15 protein-coding genes are annotated in these 20,251 nt (G+C 67.5%); 13 read left to right on the plus strand and 2 right to left on the minus strand.

Features of this window, described 5'->3' with window-relative positions:
- Window positions 1-108: 108 nt before the first annotated feature.
- Complete coding sequence (locus CR919_RS04410) at window positions 109-1,719, plus strand: transglycosylase SLT domain-containing protein (protein WP_099819029.1); 1,611 nt, start codon at window positions 109-111, stop codon at window positions 1,717-1,719.
- A 23-nt stretch (window positions 1,720-1,742) separates the two neighbouring features.
- Window positions 1,743-2,090, plus strand: a complete 348-nt coding sequence (locus CR919_RS04415) for a ribonuclease E inhibitor RraB (protein WP_099819030.1) — start codon at window positions 1,743-1,745, stop codon at window positions 2,088-2,090.
- Window positions 2,091-2,212: 122 nt separating this feature from the next.
- Here the strand turns inward: CR919_RS04415 and asd are convergent, their stop codons facing one another.
- Window positions 2,213-3,055, minus strand: coding sequence for an archaetidylserine decarboxylase (gene asd / locus CR919_RS04420; protein WP_099819031.1), 843 nt, complete (start codon window positions 3,053-3,055; stop codon window positions 2,213-2,215).
- Complete coding sequence (locus CR919_RS04425; RefSeq protein WP_099819032.1) at window positions 3,052-3,702, minus strand: SCO family protein; 651 nt, start codon at window positions 3,700-3,702, stop codon at window positions 3,052-3,054. Before CR919_RS04425 ends, asd begins: the two co-directional genes overlap by 4 nt.
- Before the next feature lie 123 nt (window positions 3,703-3,825).
- On the opposite strand from CR919_RS04425, the gene prmB reads away from it, so the two are divergent.
- From prmB to CR919_RS04480, 11 genes are all read left to right on the plus strand, one after another.
- Entirely contained in the window at window positions 3,826-4,755 is a 930-nt protein-coding gene (prmB, locus tag CR919_RS04430) for a 50S ribosomal protein L3 N(5)-glutamine methyltransferase (RefSeq protein WP_099819033.1), read from the plus strand.
- The gene (aroC, locus tag CR919_RS04435; RefSeq protein ID WP_099819034.1) at window positions 4,752-5,855 is read left to right on the plus strand and encodes a chorismate synthase; all 1,104 of its coding nucleotides are present in this window, start codon (window positions 4,752-4,754) and stop codon (window positions 5,853-5,855) included. Before prmB ends, aroC begins: the two co-directional genes overlap by 4 nt.
- Window positions 5,848-6,885, plus strand: coding sequence for a D-glycerate dehydrogenase (locus CR919_RS04440; protein WP_099819035.1), 1,038 nt, complete (start codon window positions 5,848-5,850; stop codon window positions 6,883-6,885). Before aroC ends, CR919_RS04440 begins: the two co-directional genes overlap by 8 nt.
- Window positions 6,886-6,976: 91 nt before the next feature.
- Window positions 6,977-8,005 carry an aspartate-semialdehyde dehydrogenase gene (locus tag CR919_RS04445; RefSeq protein ID WP_099819036.1) on the plus strand — a complete coding sequence of 343 codons (1,029 nt, stop codon included), beginning with the start codon at window positions 6,977-6,979 and terminating at the stop codon, window positions 8,003-8,005.
- 130 nt (window positions 8,006-8,135) lie between these two features.
- Window positions 8,136-10,112 carry a FimV/HubP family polar landmark protein gene (locus tag CR919_RS04450; RefSeq protein ID WP_099819037.1) on the plus strand — a complete coding sequence of 659 codons (1,977 nt, stop codon included), beginning with the start codon at window positions 8,136-8,138 and terminating at the stop codon, window positions 10,110-10,112.
- Complete coding sequence (locus CR919_RS04455) at window positions 10,109-10,468, plus strand: VOC family protein (RefSeq protein WP_099819038.1); 360 nt, start codon at window positions 10,109-10,111, stop codon at window positions 10,466-10,468. The genes CR919_RS04450 and CR919_RS04455 overlap by 4 nt, the downstream gene beginning before the upstream one ends.
- A 32-nt stretch (window positions 10,469-10,500) precedes the next feature.
- Window positions 10,501-11,271: a tRNA pseudouridine(38-40) synthase TruA gene (gene truA, locus CR919_RS04460; protein ID WP_099819039.1), complete on the plus strand. Its 771-nt coding sequence runs from the start codon at window positions 10,501-10,503 to the stop codon at window positions 11,269-11,271.
- The gene (locus tag CR919_RS04465; protein WP_025876155.1) at window positions 11,268-11,924 is read left to right on the plus strand and encodes a phosphoribosylanthranilate isomerase; all 657 of its coding nucleotides are present in this window, start codon (window positions 11,268-11,270) and stop codon (window positions 11,922-11,924) included. The genes truA and CR919_RS04465 overlap by 4 nt, the downstream gene beginning before the upstream one ends.
- Window positions 11,925-12,092: 168 nt before the next feature.
- Window positions 12,093-12,767 carry a DUF1449 family protein gene (locus CR919_RS04470; protein WP_089236317.1) on the plus strand — a complete coding sequence of 225 codons (675 nt, stop codon included), beginning with the start codon at window positions 12,093-12,095 and terminating at the stop codon, window positions 12,765-12,767.
- The gene (locus tag CR919_RS04475; RefSeq protein ID WP_099819040.1) at window positions 12,764-14,782 is read left to right on the plus strand and encodes a hypothetical protein; all 2,019 of its coding nucleotides are present in this window, start codon (window positions 12,764-12,766) and stop codon (window positions 14,780-14,782) included. Before CR919_RS04470 ends, CR919_RS04475 begins: the two co-directional genes overlap by 4 nt.
- An 82-nt stretch (window positions 14,783-14,864) precedes the next feature.
- The gene (locus tag CR919_RS04480) at window positions 14,865-20,240 is read left to right on the plus strand and encodes a DNA repair ATPase (protein WP_099819041.1); all 5,376 of its coding nucleotides are present in this window, start codon (window positions 14,865-14,867) and stop codon (window positions 20,238-20,240) included.
- The last annotated feature ends 11 nt before the right edge of the window (window positions 20,241-20,251 follow it).

Here is a 20,251-nt window from a genome sequence, read left to right on the forward strand (position 1 = left end):
GATGAATGTGCCAATGTTAACCGCCGACAGTGACGGGCCGACGGTCGGCTTGCCCCGACCTTGGCCGCGCCGCTACTCTGCCTGCCTGTTTCATACACAGTGCCACCAATGCCCGTTCCTGTCCTGATTTCCCGCACCTGGCCGCTGCTGGCCCTGGCTGGCCTGGTTTCCCTGGCGCCGGAGGCCCACGCACAGCGGGTTTCGGCCCGGGACAAGGTGAAGGTGGATGCACTGCAGCAGCGCATGACGACTGCCGAGAAGCGCTACAGCGATGCCGTGCTGCTGGTGGCCAACGCCGATCCGAAGGGGCGCAACGAGGCCGATGCCGCGCTGGAGGACATGGAAGATGTCATCAGCGAGTGCGTGAAGCAGAAGGGCTGCCAGATGAGCAACATGCTGGCGACCTACAAGCGGCTGCTCAAGCATGACGCCGATGCCGCCGCCGATGATGACGTGGCCGATGAAGCCGGCGACCGCCTGGAAGCCGACCCGGATCATGTCGGCCCGCTGGCTGCCGACGTGCCCGAGGCGGCCCGCGCGGCGGCGCTGCTCAACGACAAGCGCCATGCCTTCGACAACATGGTCGAGTACAACCCGGCCGTGCAGGCTGGCATCCGCCGCTGGCTGACCGACATGCGCCCGGCGCTGATGACCACCTACGAGAACTACCAGAACCTGCGCGCGGTGATGTGGCCGGAATGGGAGAAGCGCGGCCTGCCCGAGGCGCTGCTGTTTGGCATCATGGCCAAGGAATCCAACGGCCGCGTGCATGCGTCCTCACGCGCCGGCGCCGCGGGCCTGATGCAGTTCATGCCGGCCACCGGTCGCCGCTTCGGCCTGGGCCCGGACGGCACCGGTTTCGATACCCGCTTCGACGCGCGCAGCGCCGCCGAAGCCAGCGCGACCTACCTCAACGAGCGCATGCGCGAGCTCAACAACAACGTCGAACTGTCGTTGGCCGGCTACAACGGCGGCGAGGGCCGCGCGGCGCGCGTCTACAAGCAGTACCCGGGCCAGAGCTTCTGGGTGGACAGCGTCTACAACCAGTTCCCCGGCGAGACCAAGGACTACGTGCCGATGGTGATCGCCGCGTCCTGGATCTTCCTGCACCCGCAGCAGTACGGCGTGGAGTTCCCGAAGATCAACGCACAGCCGGCCACCATCCGCCTGGCCCGCTCGACCACGATCTACGAGCTGACCATCTGCCTGGGCAGCCATGGCACCCGCGATGGCTACATGCGCGCACTGCGCAACCTCAACCCGCGCTATGAAGCCGATGGCTGGATTCCGGCCGGCACCCTCATCAACGCCACCAACCGCATTGCCGGCCTGTACGCGCGCAACTGCGTCAGCGGCCCGCGTGCGGATCTGGCCCGCACCCTGATCACCGCCGACCTCAATGCCGCGATCATGCGCCCCAGCGCCGCCAGCTACACCGGCAGCGTGGCCGTGGGCGGGGTGGTGCCGGTGGTCGATCCCAATGCCGCCAGCAGCGTGCCGACCACGCCCGCAGCGCCGGTGGCTGCGCCGCGCCCGGCGCCGGCACCGCGGGCCAAGCCGGCCCGCAGTTACAAGGTCGGCAAGGGTGAGACCCTGGGCCGGATCGCCGCGAAGTTCCAGTGCGATGTGCCGGTGCTGGCCCGCGCCAATGGCCTCAAGGCCCCCGGCTACAGCCTGCGCCACGGCCAGGTGCTGAAGCTGCAGGGCTGCGACAAATAATCTCTCCGCACTCTGGATATCGCATGGACCTCGAAGACACCCGCAACCTGTTCACCAACCTCCGCGAGAACACCGACTGGGACCTGGACGCCCCGCTGCTGTGGGGGTACTTCTTCGTGCACTCCACTGCCGAGCCGCTGCAGGCACTGGGCACCCACCTGCAGGCGCAGGGCTATGTGCTGGTGGAACTGTTCGAGCAGGAGCCGGAAGACGGTGACGCTGCCTTCCACGTGCTGCACGTGGAGCGCGTGGAAGTCCACGACGAAACCTCGCTGGACAAGCGCAACCAGGAACTGAGCGCGCTGGCCACGCAGATGGGCGTGGAAGACTACGATGGCATGGACGTCGGCCCGGCGCCGACCCTGCAGTAACGCCGCATCCGGTAGTGCCGGCCGCTGGCCGGCACTCCGTTGAAGCCATCCACGCATGGCGTGGATCTACTGGCCAAGCGTGAGCCCAGCACGGCTCGGCTCGGCTCGGCTCTACATGAACCTCAGCGCAGCTTCGCCAGTGCCTGGCCCAGCTGCACCGGATGCTCGGCATCCAGATGCGGGGCGAATTCGGCCACGCCCGGCGGCAGCAGCACGATCACGGTCGAGCCGTAATTGAAGCGCGCCATCTCTTCGAAGCGCTGCAGGGTGATGCCGCGGCCACGATAGTCCTTGCGGGTGATGCGGTCGCCGTAATGCGGAATTTCTTCGCCGCTCCACACCGTTTCCACGCCCGACACCAGCAGCGCACCGACCATCACGCTGACCATCGGCCCGAAGCTGGTGTCGAAGTGGCAGACCAGGCGTTCGTTGCGCGCGAACAGCCCCGGCACGTTGTTGACTGCGGCCGGGCCGACGCTGAACAAGCGGCCGGGCACGTGCACGGTTTCGCGCAGGGTGCCGGTCCACGGCATGTGCACGCGGTGGTAGTCGCGCGGCGACAGGTACACCGTGGCATACAGCCCATCGTTGAACGGCTTGGCGTCCTCGGCACTGCCCAGCAGTTCGGCGGCGGTGAAGGACTGGCCCTTGGCCTGGAAGATGCGCCCGGCGTCGATCTTTCCGAGCTGGCTGATGCGGCCATCGGCCGGCATCACCAGGCTGCGCGGATCGGCATCGGCCACGCGCGCGCCGGGTTTCAGCGCGCGGGTGAAGAACTGGTTGAAGGTCGGGTAGCTGCGCGGGTCCGGGTTGGCCGCTTCATCCAGGTTGACGTTGAACTTGCGGGTGACCGTGTCGATCAGCCAGCGCGATACGCGCGGGTTGTCCGAGTACGCCAGCGAACGCGCCATCGAGGACAGCAGGCGGTGGGGCAGGACGTACGTCAGGGCGGTGGTCAGACTCATGGGGCGGATTTCTCGGTCAGCTTCTGCAGGTCGCGGGCGATCGCCGGCGCGTTGAACGGGGGCCGCACCAGGCCGGCAAGCCGGCCCTGCGGGTCGAGCACGGCCAGGCTGGCGGAGTGCTCGAGGGTGTAATCCTCGGGATTCTCGTCGAAGTGCTTGCCCGGCACCTTCTGGAACACGAAGCCCAGCGAGGTGGCAAAGCGCTCCAGCGAGGGGATGTCAGCGGTCGCCGCCAGGGTGTCCTTGTGGAAGCCATGGGCGTACTCGCCCAGGCGCGTGGCGGTGTCGCGCTCCGGGTCGACCGAGACGAACAGCACGCGCGGGCGCAGGCTGTCGGGCAGGGCTTCCCACTGGTTCTGCGCACCGGCCAGCTCGGCCAGGGTGGTCGGGCACACGTCCGGGCAGAAGGTGAAGCCGAGGAACACCAGGGTCCAGTGGCCCTTCAGCTCGCCGGGGATCAGGCGCGTACCGTCGGACTGGGCCAGGTTGTAGTCGGGCAAGGCGCGCGGCTGCGGGTACAGGGTGATCGCTTCGGTGGCCGGCTGCCCGGCCGGAGGCTTCGGCGCGAACACCTGCTGGGCGGCGAGCAGGCCAAGGCCCGCTGCCAGAGCGATCAGCAGGATGATGCCGACGTTGCGATTGAACATGGGATTCCGCCGCAGGAAGTGGCCACCATCATACCGGCTGCGACTGGATCGTTTCTGCCGCAACGGATGCCGGCGCAGGCGGCAACCCCTATAATCGGGGGCCACTTTGCCCGCAGTACCGCCATGACCGCTGAAACGGCCGCCGAACTCCACACGATCATCGATCTGATCCGCTACGGCACCAGCCGTTTCAACGCTGCGGGCCTGACCTTCGGGCACAGCTACGACAATGCCCTGGACGAGGCCACCCAGCTGGTGCTGCACGGCCTGCACCTGCCGCACGACCTCGGCCCGGCCTACGGCCAGGCGCGCCTGCTGCGGGAAGAGAAGCTGGCGGTGCTGGAGCTGTTCCAGCGCCGTATCGACGAGCGCATCCCGGCCGCCTACCTGACCGGTGAAGCCTGGTTCGCCGGCCTCAGCTTCAAGAGCGATACGCGTGCCCTGGTGCCGCGCTCGCCGATCGCTGAGCTGATCGAGTGCGGCTTCGAGCCGTGGCTGGCTGGCCGCGACGTCAGCCGCGCGTTGGACCTGTGCACCGGTTCGGGCTGCATCGCCATCGCCATGGGCCACTACTACCCGAACTGGGAAGTGGACGGCGTGGACCTCAGCGATGATGCGCTGTCGCTGGCCGAAGAGAACAAGGAACGTCTGCAGGCGCACAACGTGACCCTGCTGAAGTCGGACCTGTTCAACGGCCTGACCGGCCGCCATTACGACCTGATCGTCACCAACCCGCCGTACGTCACCAACGACGAGACCGATGCCCTGCCGCAGGAGTACTCCTACGAGCCGGAGATGGGCCTGCGTGCCGGCGACGATGGCCTCGACCTGGTGCTGAAGATCCTGCGCGACGCGCCGCTGCACCTGAGCGAGGACGGCCTGCTGATCTGTGAAGTGGGCGAATCCGAACAGCACCTGATCAAGCTGCTGCCGGAAGTCGATTTCGCCTGGGTCGAGTTCAAGGTCGGCCAGATGGGCATCTTCGCGGTCGAGTGCCGCGAGCTGATCGCCCACAGCGCACGCATCACCGAACTGGCGGCACAGCGCCCGTGAGCTCCAATTCGTTCGGCAAGCTGTTCACCGTCACCACGTTCGGCGAATCGCACGGGCCGGCCATCGGCTGCGTGATCGATGGCTGCCCGCCGGGGCTGGCGCTGGACGCGGCCGAATTCAGCCACGACCTGCAGCGTCGCGCCACCGGCAAGAGCCGGCACACCTCGGCGCGGCGCGAGGCCGACGAAATCGAGATCCTGTCCGGGGTGTACGAGGGCCTGACCACCGGCACCCCGATCGCGCTGCTGATCCGCAACACCGACCAGCGCAGCAAGGACTACAGCAACATCGGCCAACAGTTCCGTCCGGGACATGCCGACTACAGCTACTGGCACAAGTACGGCATCCGCGACCCGCGTGGCGGCGGCCGTTCTTCGGCGCGCGAGACCACCATGCGCGTGGCCGCTGGCGTGGTTGCCAAGAAGTGGCTGGCCGAACGTTTCGGCATCACCGTGCGCGGCTACCTGTCGCAGCTGGGCGGGATCACCCCGGCCGGTTTCGACTGGTCGGTGGTCGAGGACAACCCGTTCTTCTGGCCGCATGCTGCACAGGTGCCCGAGCTGGAGGCGTACATGGATGCGCTGCGCAAGTCCGGTGATTCGGTCGGCGCCTGCGTGGACGTGGTCGCCGACAACGTGCCGCCGGGCTGGGGCGAGCCGATCTACGGCAAGCTTGATGGCGAGCTCGCAGCCGCACTGATGAGCATCAACGCGGTGAAGGGCGTGGAGATCGGCGACGGTTTTGCCAGCGCCATGCAGAAGGGCACCGAACACCGAGACCTGCTGACCCCGCAGGGTTTTGCCAGCAACCACGCCGGTGGCATTCTCGGTGGCATCTCCACCGGCCAGCCGGTGGTCGCCTCGATGGTGCTCAAGCCGACCTCCAGCCTGCGCCTGCCGGGTGAGTCGCTGGATACGGCCGGCAATGTGGTGGAGGTGGTCACCACCGGCCGCCACGATCCCTGCGTCGGCATCCGCGCCACCCCCATCGCCGAGGCGATGATGGCACTGGTGCTGATGGACCAGGCGCTGCGCCACCGCGCGCAGTGCGGCGATGTCGGCACCATCACCCCGCGCATTCCCGGCCAGCTTGATGGCTGATGCGCGGCCGACGGTGTGGGTGAGCCAGCCGCTGATCGACGCGGCCATCGCGCCGCTGCGCGATCGCGTGCAGCTGCGCACCACCGATGCCGTCACCGCCTGGTCGCCGCAGCAGATCGCCGCGCAGCTGGCTGACGTTGACGGGGCGATCATCACCCTCAACGAGCGCATCGGTGCGGCCCAGGTCGCCGATGCCGCGCAGCTGCAGGTGATCGCGAATGTCGGGGTCGGCTACAACAACCTGGATGTCGACGCGCTGAGCGCCGCCGGCATCCTCGCCAGCAACACCCCGGACGTCCTCACCGAAACCACCGCTGATCTCGGCTTTGCCCTGCTGATGGCCACCGCGCGCCGGATCACCGAATCCGAGCGCTGGCTGCGCGAGGGGCAGTGGGGGCAGTGGTCGTTCCAGACCATGCTCGGTGCCGACATCCATGGCAGCACGCTGGGCATCCTCGGCATGGGCCGCATCGGCCAGGGTATCGCCCGTCGCGGTGCGCACGGCTTCGGCATGAAGGTGCTGTACCACAACCGTTCGCGGCTGCCGGCCGACGTCGAAGCCGCGCTCGGCGCCACCTACGTGGACCTGGATACGCTGCTGGCGCAGTCCGACCATCTGTTGACCGTGCTGCCGTACTCCCCGTCGTCGCATCACATCATCGACGCCGCCGCGCTGGCGAAGATGAAGCCGTCCGCCACGCTGGTGAACATCGCCCGCGGCGGCATCGTCGACGAACTGGCGCTGGCCGATGCACTGGCCAACGGTCGCCTGGCGGCTGCTGGCCTGGATGTGTACGAAGGCGAGCCGAACGTGCGGCCGGAGCTGCTGGCCCTGCGCAACATCGTGCTGACCCCGCACATCGGCAGCGCCTCGCTGGCCACGCGTACGGCGATGGTGCAGATGGCCGTGGACAATCTGCTGGCCGGCCTTGGCCTGGACGGCAGCCCGTCGCACATGCCGAGCGCGATCAATGCCGACGCGGCCCTTGCCGCGCGCGCCTCCATGGATGAAAAAAGCGGGAAACGATAGGGAACCTCCGCGCATCCATCCGAGGAGGCTCCCCGAACCCAGCTGTCGTGCGTGAGTTTTCCCCCATTCCCGTTTTCGTGAGAGTTCCCCCATGAGCAATGCACAACGCAGCTTCCACGTCGCCATCGTCGGCGCCACCGGTGCGGTCGGCGAGACCATGCTGGCCATCCTGGCCGAGCGCGATTTCCCGGTCGGCACCCTGAGCCTGCTCGCTTCCGAGCGCTCGGCCGGCGGCGAAGTCGAGTTCAACGGCGGCAAGGTCAAGATCCAGGACCTGGCCACCTTCGACCCGAGTGGCGTGGATATCGCCCTGTTCTCGGCCGGCGGCAGCGTGTCCAAGGAGTACGCCCCGAAGTTCGCCGCCGCTGGCGCGGTGGTGATCGACAACTCCTCGGCCTTCCGTTACGACGATGACGTGCCGCTGGTGGTGTCGGAGGTCAACCCGGACCAGATCGGCAACCGTCCGCGCGGCATCATCGCCAACCCGAACTGCTCGACCATGCAGATGCTGGTCGCGCTGGCACCGCTGCACCGCAAGTACGGCATCGAGCGCATCAACGTGTCCACCTACCAGTCGGTGTCCGGCGGTGGCCGTTCGGCGCTGGAAGAACTGGGCAAGCAGACCGGCCAGCTGTTGAGCTTCCAGGAAATCGATCCGCAGCGTTTCCCGGTGCAGATCGCCTTCAACCTGATCCCGCACATCGACGACTTCCTGGACAACGGCTTCACCAAGGAAGAGATGAAGCTGGTCTGGGAGACCCGCAAGATCCTGGGCGACGACAGCATCCTGGTGAACCCGACCGCGGTGCGTGTGCCGGTTTTCTACGGCCACTCCGAATCGGTGGCGATCGAAACCCGTGACAAGGTGACCGTGGCCGAAGCGCGCGCGCTGCTGGAACAGTCGCCGGGCATCGAAGTGGTGGATCGTCACGAAGCCGGTGGTTACCCGACGCCGGTCACCCATGCCTCGGGCACGGACGCGGTGTATGTCGGCCGCATCCGCGAGGACCTGTCGCATCCGCGTGGCCTGAACCTGTGGATCGTGTCGGACAACGTGCGCAAGGGTGCTGCCCTCAACGCGGTGCAGCTGGCCGAGCTGGTCGCCGCCGAGACGCGTTGATGGAGAGGCCGGGCAACGCCCGGCCTTTTCTGTAGAGCCGAGCCCATGCTCGGCTCTCCCCAAGCAGCCGAGCATGGGCTCGGCTCTACATGGGTGCGGACCTTGGTCCGCACGCTTTATAGTGTCGCCCATGAATAAACGAGCCAAGGGCGCACGGCGTCCGCTCACCTGTCTCTCCGCCGCGCTGCTGGCCCTGGTCAGCAGTTCGGCCATGGCCCTGGGCCTGGGCGACATCCGGGTCCTGTCCAAGCCAGGACAGCCGTTGCTGGCCGAGATCCCGGTGATCTCCGCCGATCCATCCGAACTTGAGAACCTGCGCGTCGCGCTTGCCTCGCCGGTCACCTTCGAGCGCGTTGGCCTGCAGCGTCCGGCAGGCCTGGTCAGCGAACTGCAGTTCGAATTGACCCGCAATGCACAGGGCAGGGCGGTGGTGCGGGTCACCTCGCAGACGCCCGTGGAAACACCGTCGTTGAGCTTCCTGGTCGAGGCCGACTGGGGCCAGGGTCGGCTGGTGCGTGAGTACTCGGCGCTGGTTGATGCACCGGCCAGTGCACTGGCCGTGGCCGAACCGGAGATCGTCGCGCCGGCCGGCGTGCTGTCGGACACCATCGTCCGCGATGCGCCTGCCGCCGCTGCAACTGCAGCCGAGCCGGCACCAGCCACGCCGGCAGCCGTACCGGCTGCACCGCGTCCGCGCGCTGCGGCATCTGCGCCAGCGCCAGCAGCAACGGCATCGGCCGCAGACGGCAGCGTGACCGTGCAGCGCGGACAGACCCTTTCGCAGATTGCCGGTTCGCTGGCCCGTGGCAATCAGATCAGTCGCGACCGGGCGATGATCGCGCTGTTGCGTGCCAATCCCGAAGCCTTCATCCGAGGCAACGTCAACCTGCTCAAGCAGGGCGCGGTGCTGCGCATGCCGGGCGATACCGCACTGGCTGCGGTGGATGCGGCCGAGGCAGCCGCGCTGGTTCGCGAACATGCCGCGCAGTGGCGGCAGGCCCGCACCGTGCCACAGCCGGCCGGCGCCCCGATGCCGGTGGCCAAGGCCGACGGCGCGGCTTCTTCCCCGGCTGCGGCCACAGGGGCACGACTTGAAATCGCTCCGGCGCTGGCGTCCGACGCCGCGCACGCGGGCACAACCACCGGCACCACTGCCGGCAGCGAGGGTGACATGCTGGGCAACGAACAACTGCGCCAGGCCAAGGAGGACATCGCCACCCGCGATGCCGAGATCGGCGATCTGAAGCAGCGCGTGGCGGAGCTGGAGAAGCTCAAGGAGCAGCAGCAGTCACTGATCGCGATGAAGGACAATGACCTGGCCGCCGCGCAGCAGCGCTTGGCGCAGGCGCCGGGTGCGCCGGGTGCCGGCACGCCGTGGTACTGGCTGGGCCTGCCGCTGCTGGTGCTGGTTGCCCTGGGCGCCTGGGTGCTGCGTCGTCGCAAGCCCTCGCCGCTGCCGCCGCTGCGCGAAGAACACGATGCCGCCGGCCTGGCCGCAGCGCTGCCGGCAGGTGCCGCGCTGGATACCCTGGCCGAGCGCGACGCCGGGGCGGGCTTCGCAGCCGAAGGCGGGCGTCAGGAACCGGCGATGCCGGCCTGGGCCAGCCCTGCCGACCATGACGCGCCGGATGCGGAAGTCCGTGCGGATGCCGCGCCGGCCGAGTGGCGGGCGGGTGAGCTTGATGACGACGAACGGGCTGAACTGCCTGCAGCGGTGAACGATCTGCCGCGCTGGGACGATGCCGCTGCCCCGGTCGCGCCGCCTGAACCGGCCGAGGTGGCCGTGCCCGACTACGCGCTGCAGGCCGAACAGGAGCCGCAGTTCCGCGGTGTGTTCGATCTGCCTGCCGAACCGCATGAGCATGGGGCGGCTGCACCGATCGACCTGCACGACGACCACGCGGCCGCCGAGGACGCCGTCGGGTCTGCGGCAGGCAGTGGCCATGACTGGACGCCGCGGGTCGGCCAGGAGCGGTTGGAACTGGCCATCGCCTATCTGGATCTGGGCGACGCGCAGACTGCGCGCACCCTGCTGCAGGAGGTCGCCGAAGGTGGCGATCTGCATTGCCAGGCGCAGGCCCGTGAACTGCTCGCCCGTCTGCCATGACCCGCGAACGCCGCCTGGATTACGTTGAATTCGCCTCGAGCGACCCGGCTGCGAGCCGCGCGTTCTTCGAGGCCGTGTTCGGCTGGTCGTTCGTCGATTATGGCAGCGACTACACCGCGTTCGACGATGGCCGCCTGCAGGGAGGCTTCTTCCGCGGCCAACCGCAGCGTGCCAGCGAAGGCGCGCCACTGCTGGTGCTGTATGCCGATCAGCTGGCGCCGATGGAAGCGGCCGTGCGCGCGGCCGGCGGGCAGATCGTGCGGACCGTGTTTTCTTTCCCCGGTGGCAGCCGTTTCCAGTTCATCGAGCCCGGTGGCAACGAACTGGCGGTCTGGTCCGAGCGCAACCCGGCCTGATCGCCGCCCCATCCGCAACATCGAGGTAGCACATGCGTTACGCGCTCGGCGTCGAGTACGACGGCAGCGATTTCAGGGGATGGCAGAACCTGGGCGAGGGCGGACCCAGCGTCCAGGCCAGCCTGGAACAGGCCCTGTCATCGGTGGCCGATACCCCCTTGCAGGTGGTCTGCGCCGGCCGCACCGATGCCGGCGTGCATGGCCAGTGCCAGGTCGTGCACTTCGAGACCGACGTGGTGCGTGATCCGCGCGCCTGGATGCTCGGCACCACCACCCGCCTGCCGCGCTCGATCGCGGTGCGCTGGTGCGTGCCGGTGGCCGATGACTTCCATGCCCGTTTCTCCGCGCGGGCACGACGCTATCGCTACCGCCTGCTCAACCGCGAAGTGCGCCCGGCGCTGGGCCGGCAGACCCTCAGCTGGGAGCGGCGCCCGCTTGATGCCGAGCGCATGCACCTGGCCGGGCAGGCCCTGCTGGGCGAGAACGACTTCAGCGCCTTCCGCTCGGTGCAGTGCCAGGCCCTGCATGCGCGGCGTGAGCTGCAGTCGCTGCAGGTCAGCCGCCACGACGACGTCATCGAGGTGGCGGTGCGCGGCAATGCATTCCTTCATCACATGGTCCGCAATATTGTCGGCTCGTTGATTCTGGTTGGCAGTGGGGAGAAACCGGTGGAGTGGATCGCCGAACTGCTGGCCGGGCGCGACCGAACCGTAGCCGGTCCCACCGCTCCTGCGCAGGGACTGGTGTTCCTGGGGCCGCTGTACCCCGACAACTGGCATCTGCCCGCCGAGGTAACGCTATGAGCCGCTCCTACTACCGTACCCGCATCAAGTTCTGTGGCATGACCCGCGCCGGCGACGTGCGCCTGGCCGGCGAGCTGGGCGTGGACGCGGTGGGCTTCATCTTCGCCCGCGAGAGCAGCCGCCGGGTCGCACCGGCCGAAGCGCGCGCGATGCGCCAGGCGATCGCGCCGATGGTCGACGTGGTGGCGCTGTTCCGCAACAACAGCAGGGAAGAAGTGCGCGAGGTGCTGCGCACCGTGCGGCCGACCCTGCTGCAGTTCCATGGCGAGGAAGACGAGAGCTTCTGCCGCAGCTTCAACATGCCTTACCTGAAGGCGATCGCCATGGGCGGGCGCGAGGAGATCAATGCGCGCACCCTGCAGCTGCGCTACCCCAGCGCTGCCGGGTTCCTGTTCGACAGCCATGCGCCGGGCGGCGGCGGCGGTACCGGCGTGGCCTTCGACTGGTCGCGTATCCCCACCGGCCTGCACCGGCCGTTCCTGCTGGCCGGAGGCCTGACGCCGGAGAACGTGCATGACGCCGTGCTGGCGACCCTGCCGTGGGGCGTGGATGTCTCCAGTGGCATTGAACTGGAGCCGGGCATCAAGGACGGCTACAAGATGCGTACGTTCGTGGAAGAAGTCCGGCGCTCCGACTGCGCCGTGCTGGATTGAGACATGGTCACGTCCACGGTGTCCGGTCTTCACATTTGAGCCTGCACACCTTCTTCACATAGGATGATCCCAAGCGCGCTGGCCACGAGGGCCGGCACGAGGATCGACGGAGCCGCTGTTGGCGAGCTCCGAACGGGCGCCTGGCGCCCCCGCCCAGGAAGGCAAACGATGCAGGAATTCCTCACCGTCGTACTCGGTTATCCGACCCTCCCGTACAGCGTCGCGCTGGCGGTGGCGGTTCTGTATTGGGGAATTGCCGCCTTCGGCCTGGTCGATGACGGTTTCGGCGAGGCCGGTGCCGATGGCGCCCTTGAAGGCGATGCCCATCTCAGTGGCCTGTCCGCGCTGCTGGCGCGCTGGGGCCTGGGCGGCGTGCCGCTCATGGTGGTGGTGACGCTGCTGAGCCTGTTCGCCTGGACCCTGACCTACTTCATCCACCTGTACCTGCTGCTGCCGTTGCCCGACCTGCTGCGCTGGTCATTGGGTACCGTGGTGGCGGTGCTCGCGCCACTGCCGGCGGTGCCGGTCACCGCGCTGCTGCTGCGTCCCATCCGCCGCTTCCTGCTGCGCCTGCGCCCGGTGCCGCAGGCTTCGCTGCTGGGCCGGGTCGGTGTGGTCGCCTCGCCGAAGGTCGACGCACGCAGTGGCCATGCCACCGTCGATGACGGCGGCGCCGGCCTGGTCCTGCAGATCCGCAGCGACATCGAACTGCAGCGCGGCGAGCGCATCGTGCTGGTCGAGCATGTGGCAGCACAACACCATTACCGGGTGGTCCGCGCCGACGCGGTCGCCCTCGACTTCCAGGACAACCTGCTTCCGGGCAACAAGGAGAATCATCAATGACGTTGGCATCCGTGCTCCCCTTCCTGATCATCGTGGGCGGCGTCCTCGCCCTCCTGCTCGGCGTAGCGGGCCTGTTCAAGGCGTTCTACCGCAAGGTCGACCAGGGCGTGGCCCTGATCGTCAACGACATGAGTTCCACCCCGAAGGTGCATTTCACCGGCGCGCTGATCATTCCCGTGCTGTACCGCGCCGAGCTGATGCGCATTAGCCTGATCACCCTGCAGATCGACCGTCGCGGCAAGGAAGGCCTGATCTGCCGCGACAACATGCGCGCCGACATCGCCGTGGCGTTCTACCTGCGCGTCAACGAGACCCAGGCCGACGTGCTGCGCGTGGCCAAGGCCATCGGCGCCGACCGCGCCTCGGACAAGCACGCGGTCGATGAGCTGTTCAACGCCAAGTTCTCCGAAGCACTGAAGACGGTCGGCAAGAAGTTCGATTTCACCGAGCTGTTCGAGAAGCGCCAGGAATTCCGCGACGAGATCATTGCGGTGATCGGCAACGACCTCAATGGCTATGTGCTGGAAGACGTGGCCATCGACTACCTGGAGCAGACGCCGAAGTCGCTGCTGGACCAGTTCAACATCCTCGATGCGCAGGGCATCCGCAAGATCACCGAGCTGACCGCTGCGCAGAACGTGGTGACCAACGAGCTGGAGCAGAACGAGAAGCTGGCCATCACCAAGAAGAACGTCGAAGCCCGCGAAGCGTTGCTGGCGCTTGAACGCCAGCAGGCCGAGGCCGAGGCGCGGCAGAAGCGCGAGATCGAGACCATCCGTGCGCGCGAGGAAGCCGAGACCGCCAAGGTCCAGGAAGAACAGCGCCAGCTGTCCGAGAACGCCCGCATCGAAGCGCAGCAGGTGATCGACATCCGCGAGCAGAACCGCATGCGCGAAGTGGAAGTGGCCGAGCAGAACCGCCAGCGCGCCGTCGCCATCGAAGCCGAGCGCGTCGAACGTGCACGCCAGCTGGAGCAGGTCACCACCGATCGCGAAGTACAGCTGCAGGGCGTGGAGCGCGACAAGGTGGTTGAGCAGGGCAAGATGGACGTGGCCAACATCACCCGCGAACGCATCTCCATCGACAAGACCGTGGCGCAGGAAGAAGAGCGCATCAAGGAAGTGCGCGAAGTCTCCGAGGCCGACCGCCAGAAGCAGGTGCTGATCCTGGCAGCGGAAGCCAAGGCGCAGGAATCGCTGGTGCGCGAAGTGAAGGAAGCACAGGCCCGCGAGACCGCTTCCAAGCACCGCGCGGTAGAGCTGACCACCCTGGCGCAGGCCGAGCACGAAGCGGCCGGCAAGCAGGCCGAAGCCAAGCGCCTGCTGGCTGATGCGTTCCGCGCCGAGCAGGCCGCACCCGGCCTGGCCGAAGCGCAGGTGCGCGAAGCGTCGGCGCTGGCCATCGAAAAGGTCGGCATCGCCGAAGCGCGCGTGATCGAAGCCAAGGCCGAAGCGAACCTGAAGCAGGGCAGCAACGAGGCGCGCGTGCTGGCCGAGACGCTGCAGGCACAGGCACAGGGCGAAGAGAAGATGGGCCTGGCCCGCGCCACCGCCACCGAATCGCTGGGCAACGCCGAAGCCGGCGTGGTGCAGAAGAAGCTGCTGGCCGAGGCCGAGGGCCTGGTCCGCAAGTTCGAAGCGATCGCCTCGCTGAGCGACCAGGCACGTGGCCACGAAGAGTTCCGCATGATGCTCGACAACAGCCTCAAGCAGGCGCTGGCGTCGATCGAAGCCGGCAAGGAAGTCTCGCGCGAGAACGCCGGCGTGATCGCCAGCGCACTGCGCAATGCCGACATCGACCTGATCGGTGGCGACGGCGGCATGTTCGAGAACCTGATCAAGGCGGTGTCGCTGGGCAAGTCGATCGAAGGCTTCGCCGGCAAGAGCCCGATCGTGCAGGACCTGATGCAGCGCTACCTGGGCGTCAACGTTGCCGACAATGCACCGCGGCAGATCGCCGAGGACGCGGAGACCGTGCCCGTCGCGGCGACCGTTGTGGTCGACAGCGCGCGCTGATCCACCCGGCGATGGCCACCGCCATCGCCCACCCGTGCCGGCCGCATCGACGGCCGGCCGTCCGTGAGCCGGAAACCTGCTGATGTCCGAAACCAAACCGTCCACCGAGTCCGCCGCACCAGAGGCTGCCGGCGATACCGTCGACCAGGCCGTTGCCCAGGGCGGCGCCTATGAAGTCCTGCGACGCCGTCTCGGCGAACAGGGCCAGCGCCTGCAGGCCGTTGCCGAGCAACTGAACCGCCAGCGCCTGGCCGAGTTCGGCGACAGCCGCCTGGAGGTGGTCGGCCGCTTCCGCATCCGCAGCGAGAACAACTGCGTAGGCCGCGACATCGTGCAGGTCGGCCCCGACCGCCTGCTGTTCGGCTACAACGTGTTCATCGGGCTCAAGACCCAGACCCGCATCGAAGATGTGTTCGGCCTGTACCGGCTGGTACAGGGCACGGAGGGCTACGACGTCGCCGCGCTGGAGCTGAAGGGCAGTTTCCTCGACCAGCCCGGCTTCGTGCACGACTTCAAAGAACTGTACGCGTACTACAAGCATGCACGCCTGCTGCAGCTCATCGTGGTGGGCGACAAGCTGCTGGCCTCGTTCCAGATCGGCGAGCGCAGCAGCGACGTGCGCGTGTTCCGCTGGGCGCTGTCACGCGAAGGTGAACTGACCTATCTCGATGCACGTGGCGAGCGTGACATCGCCTTGCCGCCGCCCTTCGATTTCGAATGGACCCGCGCCACGCGCGACCTTGCCGTCAACGGCCGCCACTCGCATCTGAACATCCTCGACACCCTGTTCGTGGAAACCACCGGTGGCGACCTGACCATCAAGGTGGAGAACAACACCGAAACCGGGCAGGGCATCTACAGCGAACCGGTGGAGGACAGCACGCAGTCGCTCGACGACGCCCAGTTCGAGTTTGCCCGGGTCGGCTCGCTGGTGCTGCTGAAAGTGCTGCCCTACCGCGAAACCGAATGGCGCGGACTGATCTACAACACGCTCACCGGCGACATCGTGCGCAACGATGCCATCGTCCAGGCCTGTGTGCAGCTGCCCGAGGACCACGGCATCATCTTCCCCGGCGGCTATTACCTGCAGGGGGGCGAGCACAAGGCGTTCGACGCCTCGATGGATGGCATGCAGTTCAAGCGCAGCATCCGTTCGCCCAACGGCGAGGACGTGCTGTACATCTTCTACGAGCGCGAAGGCGGGCGCTCGGCGCTGTTCGTCTACAACACCATCCAGCGCGTGCTGCAGAACCCGGTGTTCGGCCACGGCTATGCCTTCATGCAGGACGGGCGCATGGTGCTGTTCCATGCCGAAGGCAGCGAGCCGACCCGCATCCATCCGATGCAGGTCTGGCAGACGCCTTTCAGCAGCGATGAGTTCGCCGCCAGCCGTCCGCCCGGCAATACCTTCATGGGGCGCATCGGCAACGCCGAGCTGGTGCGCGGCATCTCCAACCTGTTCAACCTGGCGCGCGAGATCGACGGCCAGGATGTATCGGTGCAGCGCTACCAGCGCCTGGTGGCCGACACCCGGCGGCTTTTCGATGCGCATCATTGGCTGGGCGACGAGGCCTGCGATGGTGCCGAAGCGTTGCTGCGGCAGATCAGCGCCACCGGTGAATCGGTGCTGGACGAATACGAGAAAGTGCAGTCGATCCGCCAGCAGTCGGCGCAGGCGATGGCCGAGGCCGAGAGCACGCACAAGGCGTTGCTGGGCCGGCTGCAGCCGGAAAACTGGAACGAGGTGCAGGCCTTCGTCGAAGCGCTCAACGCGATCACCGCGTTGCGCGGTCGACTGCTGACCATCCGCGAACTGCGCTACATCGATACCGCGCGCATCGAGGCGATGGCCGCCGAACTGGTGCAGGCACACGACCGTGTCGGCGCCGCCACCGGTACCTTCCTCGCCGGCGATGCGGCACTGGCGCCCTTGACCGCTCGCATGCAGGCGCTGGACGACGCCGCACAGCAGGCCGCCAGTGCACGCCAGCTGGATGAGCAACTGGACGGCCTGCGCGGCATGGCCGGTGATCTGGACATGCTGTCCGAGCTGATGGCCGGGCTGAAGGTGGACGATGCGACTGCACGTACCCGCGTGGTCGAATCCATCTCGCTGTTGTACGGGCGCCTGAACCAGGCGCGCGCACGTGCCGAACAGCGGCGCAGGTCGCTGGGCTCGGCCGAAGCCGTGGCCCAGTTCGCCGCCCAGTTCGCCCTGTTCTCGCAGTCGATCACCAGCGCGCTGGCGATGGCCAGCGACCCTGAGCGGGCCGACGAACAGCTGTCGCGCCTGCTGGTACAGCTGGAAGAACTGGAGAGCCAGTTCGGCGAGCACGAGCAGTTCCTCGGCGACATCCTGAGCAAACGCGAAGAGCTGGTCGAGGCCTTCGACACGCACAAGCAGGCCCTGCTGGATGATCGCCAGCGCAAGGCGCGCTCGGTGCTCGATGCCGCCAACCGCATCCTCGACGGCCTGGGCAAGCGTACCGAGCGGTTCGGCACGGCCGACGAACTCAACGCGTTCTTCGCCGGTGATCCGCTGATCCTCAAGCTGCGTGAACTGGCCGAGCGCCTGCGTGCGCTGCGCGACAACGTCAAGGCGGACGATGTCGAGGCGCGCCTGAAGGGCGTGCGCGACCAGGCCGTGCGCCAGCTGCGTGACCGCAGCGATCTGTACGAGGCCGGCGGCAACGTAGTCCGCCTTGGCCCGCGCCATCGATTCAGCGTGAACACCCAGGCGCTGGACCTGACCCTGCTGCCGCGTGGCGAAACCCTTGCCATCCATCTCACCGGCACCGACTTCCTGGAGACCCTGCACGATCCCGAGCTGGATGCGCTGAAGCCGTTCTGGCAGGTGACCCTGGATTCGGAATCGGACGCGCTCTACCGCGGCGAATACCTGGCCGGGTGCCTGTTGCTGGCTGCGGAGCAGGGCCGCGATGGCCTGGACCTGGCCCAGCTGCAGCATGATGCAGCCGAACCCGAAGCGCTGGACCAGCGGGTCCGCGCGTTTGCCGCGCCGCGTTACCGCGAGGGTTACGAGCGCGGTATCCATGACCATGATGCGGCCCTGATCCTGCGCGCGCTGTTACCGTTGCAGCAGGCCGCCGGCCCGCTGCGGCATTCGCCGCATGTGCGTGCGCTGGCACTGCTGTTCTGGGCTGCGCGGCAACGCGATGAAGCCGTGGCGCAGTGGCCTGGCCGGCAGGCCGGTGCAGAGGCGATCGCACGCCTGTTCGGTTCCGATGAGGGGCGTCAGGCCCTGCGCGCGGAAATGGCGAAGGCGCTGCATGAGCATGCACTTGCGCATGCACTGCCGTTCGACGCCGCCGCCGCCGATGCCGCAGCGGCGTATCTGGGCGAAGAGCTGGTCGCCGGCGAGCCGGTGTTCAGCAGCAGCCGCCACGCGCAGGCGCTGTTGGACGCGTTGTCGCAGCAACTGGAGCAGGCGGGCCAGCGTGAAGCGCTTGAACGTGCGCTGCAGCGCTCGCAGGATCCGCTGGCCACGCGCTGGGCGTTGGCCGGGCAATGGCTGCGGGCGCTCGCCGGGCTGCCGGCACAGTCGGCACATGCCGGCTATGTCGAAGAAGCGGCGGCACTGCTGCTGGTGCAGCGACAGCTGCGCACGCGTGCCAGCGATGCACCGCTGCAGGCGGAGGTCAGCGGCCTGCTGGGCGAGCATGCGCGCATCCACAATGGCAGCCTGACCGTGTCACTGGATGATTTCCTGGCACGCCTGCAGCACCACCTGCAGTCCTTCGTGCCGGCCTTCCATGCCTATCAGGCGGTGCGCCAGGGCATCATCGGCCGCGAGCGCGAAACCCTGCGGCTGTCGGAGTTCAAGGCGCGGCCGTTGTCGTCCTTCGTGCGCAACAAGCTGATCAACGACGTGTATCTGGGCGTGATCGGCGACAACCTGGCCAAGCAGATGGGCACCGTTGGCGAGAACAAGCGCAGCGACCTGATGGGCCTGCTGATGATGATCTCGCCGCCGGGCTACGGCAAAACCACCTTGATGGAGTACGTGGCGCATCGCCTCGGTCTGGTCTTCATGAAGATCAATGGTCCGGCGCTGGGCCACGAGGTGCGTTCGCTGGATCCGCAGCAGGCACCGGACGCGACCTCGCGGCAGGAGCTGGAGAAGCTCAACCTGGCGCTGGAGATGGGCAACAACACCATGTTGTATGTCGATGACATCCAGCACACCCACCCGGAGTTCCTGCAGAAGTTCATCTCGCTGTGCGATGGCACGCGCCGCATCGAAGGTGTGTGGCGCGGCCGTACGCGCACCTACGACATGCGTGGCAAGAAGTTCTGCGTGGTCATGGCCGGCAACCCGTACACCGAGTCCGGCGAAGTGTTCAATATCCCGGACATGCTGGCCAACCGTGCCGACATCTACAACCTCGGCGACGTGCTCGGCGGCATGGAAGCAGCCTTCACCCTCAGCTACATCGAGAACAGCCTGACCTCCAACCCGGTGTTGGCGCCGCTGGCCACGCGTGAGATGGCCGACCTGTACCTGCTGGTCGATCGCGCGATGGGCAAGGACGTGTCCAGCAACGGCCTGAGCCATGCCTACAGTGGCGCCGAGGTCAACGAAATCACCGCCACCCTGCAGCGCATGCTGCGCGTGCGCGACGTGGTCTACCGGGTCAACCAGCAGTACATCGCCAGTGCCGCGCAGGACGACCGCTATCGCACCGAGCCGCCGTTCCGCCTGCAGGGCAGCTACCGCAACATGAACAAGCTGGCGGAGAAGATTTCGCCGGTGATGAATGACGACGAGCTGCAGCAGCTGATCTCCGACCACTATCTGGGCGAAGCGCAGCTGCTGACCACCGGTGCCGAAGAGAATCTGCTGAAGCTGGCCGAGCTGCGTGGCGTGCTGGATGACGAGCGCGCGCAACGTTGGGCGCAGATCAAGCGCGATTTCCTGCGCAACAAGGCGATGGGCGCCGGTGACAGTGACGTTGGTGGCCGCGTGGTCGCGCAGCTGGCCGACATCGCCAGTGCGTTGCAGCTGCCACCGCCACCGCCGGCAGAGGTGGCCGTGGTGCCGGAGCCTGCGCCATGGCCGGCCCTGCTGGCAGCGCTGCAGCGCCTGGCGGATGCACGGCCGGCCAGCGCGCCGACCGCTGCCGCACCGCAGCCCGCAGCCACGCCATTGGCCGAAGACCTGCAGGCCGGTCTGGCACCGCTGCTGCAGGTGCTGGTCACTTCGCAGGAGCAGCAGGTGCAGCTGTCGCAGACGTTGGCAGCGTTCGCCGGGTGGGCACGGCAGCAGGTGACTGCCGATGTGGCCACGGCCGACACGCGTCGTCGTCCGCGCGTGCGTCGTGCAGCGACACCGGAAGAACGTGCGCTCGACGAAGCGCTGATGCGCCACTTCTACGGTGAATCATTGCCGCCGGAAACGGTGGCTGATGATGGCCCACGTCCGCCGCCACTTCCGTGACCTGCGTACGC

The organism is Stenotrophomonas sp. LMG 10879, assembly GCF_002750935.1.
GTDB classification, from domain to species: domain Bacteria; phylum Pseudomonadota; class Gammaproteobacteria; order Xanthomonadales; family Xanthomonadaceae; genus Stenotrophomonas; species Stenotrophomonas lactitubi_B.

Coding starts and splice junctions, on each gene's coding strand:
- CR919_RS04410 (WP_099819029.1), top strand. CDS start 109: ATGCCCGTTCCTGTCCTGATTTCCCGCACCTGGCCGCTGCTGGCCCTG.
- CR919_RS04415 (WP_099819030.1), top strand. CDS start 1,743: ATGGACCTCGAAGACACCCGCAACCTGTTCACCAACCTCCGCGAGAAC.
- asd (WP_099819031.1), bottom strand. CDS start 3,055: ATGAGTCTGACCACCGCCCTGACGTACGTCCTGCCCCACCGCCTGCTG.
- CR919_RS04425 (WP_099819032.1), bottom strand. CDS start 3,702: ATGTTCAATCGCAACGTCGGCATCATCCTGCTGATCGCTCTGGCAGCG.
- prmB (WP_099819033.1), top strand. CDS start 3,826: ATGACCGCTGAAACGGCCGCCGAACTCCACACGATCATCGATCTGATC.
- CR919_RS04440 (WP_099819035.1), top strand. CDS start 5,848: ATGGCTGATGCGCGGCCGACGGTGTGGGTGAGCCAGCCGCTGATCGAC.
- CR919_RS04445 (WP_099819036.1), top strand. CDS start 6,977: ATGAGCAATGCACAACGCAGCTTCCACGTCGCCATCGTCGGCGCCACC.
- CR919_RS04450 (WP_099819037.1), top strand. CDS start 8,136: ATGAATAAACGAGCCAAGGGCGCACGGCGTCCGCTCACCTGTCTCTCC.
- CR919_RS04455 (WP_099819038.1), top strand. CDS start 10,109: ATGACCCGCGAACGCCGCCTGGATTACGTTGAATTCGCCTCGAGCGAC.
- truA (WP_099819039.1), top strand. CDS start 10,501: ATGCGTTACGCGCTCGGCGTCGAGTACGACGGCAGCGATTTCAGGGGA.
- CR919_RS04465 (WP_025876155.1), top strand. CDS start 11,268: ATGAGCCGCTCCTACTACCGTACCCGCATCAAGTTCTGTGGCATGACC.
- CR919_RS04470 (WP_089236317.1), top strand. CDS start 12,093: ATGCAGGAATTCCTCACCGTCGTACTCGGTTATCCGACCCTCCCGTAC.
- CR919_RS04475 (WP_099819040.1), top strand. CDS start 12,764: ATGACGTTGGCATCCGTGCTCCCCTTCCTGATCATCGTGGGCGGCGTC.
- CR919_RS04480 (WP_099819041.1), top strand. CDS start 14,865: ATGTCCGAAACCAAACCGTCCACCGAGTCCGCCGCACCAGAGGCTGCC.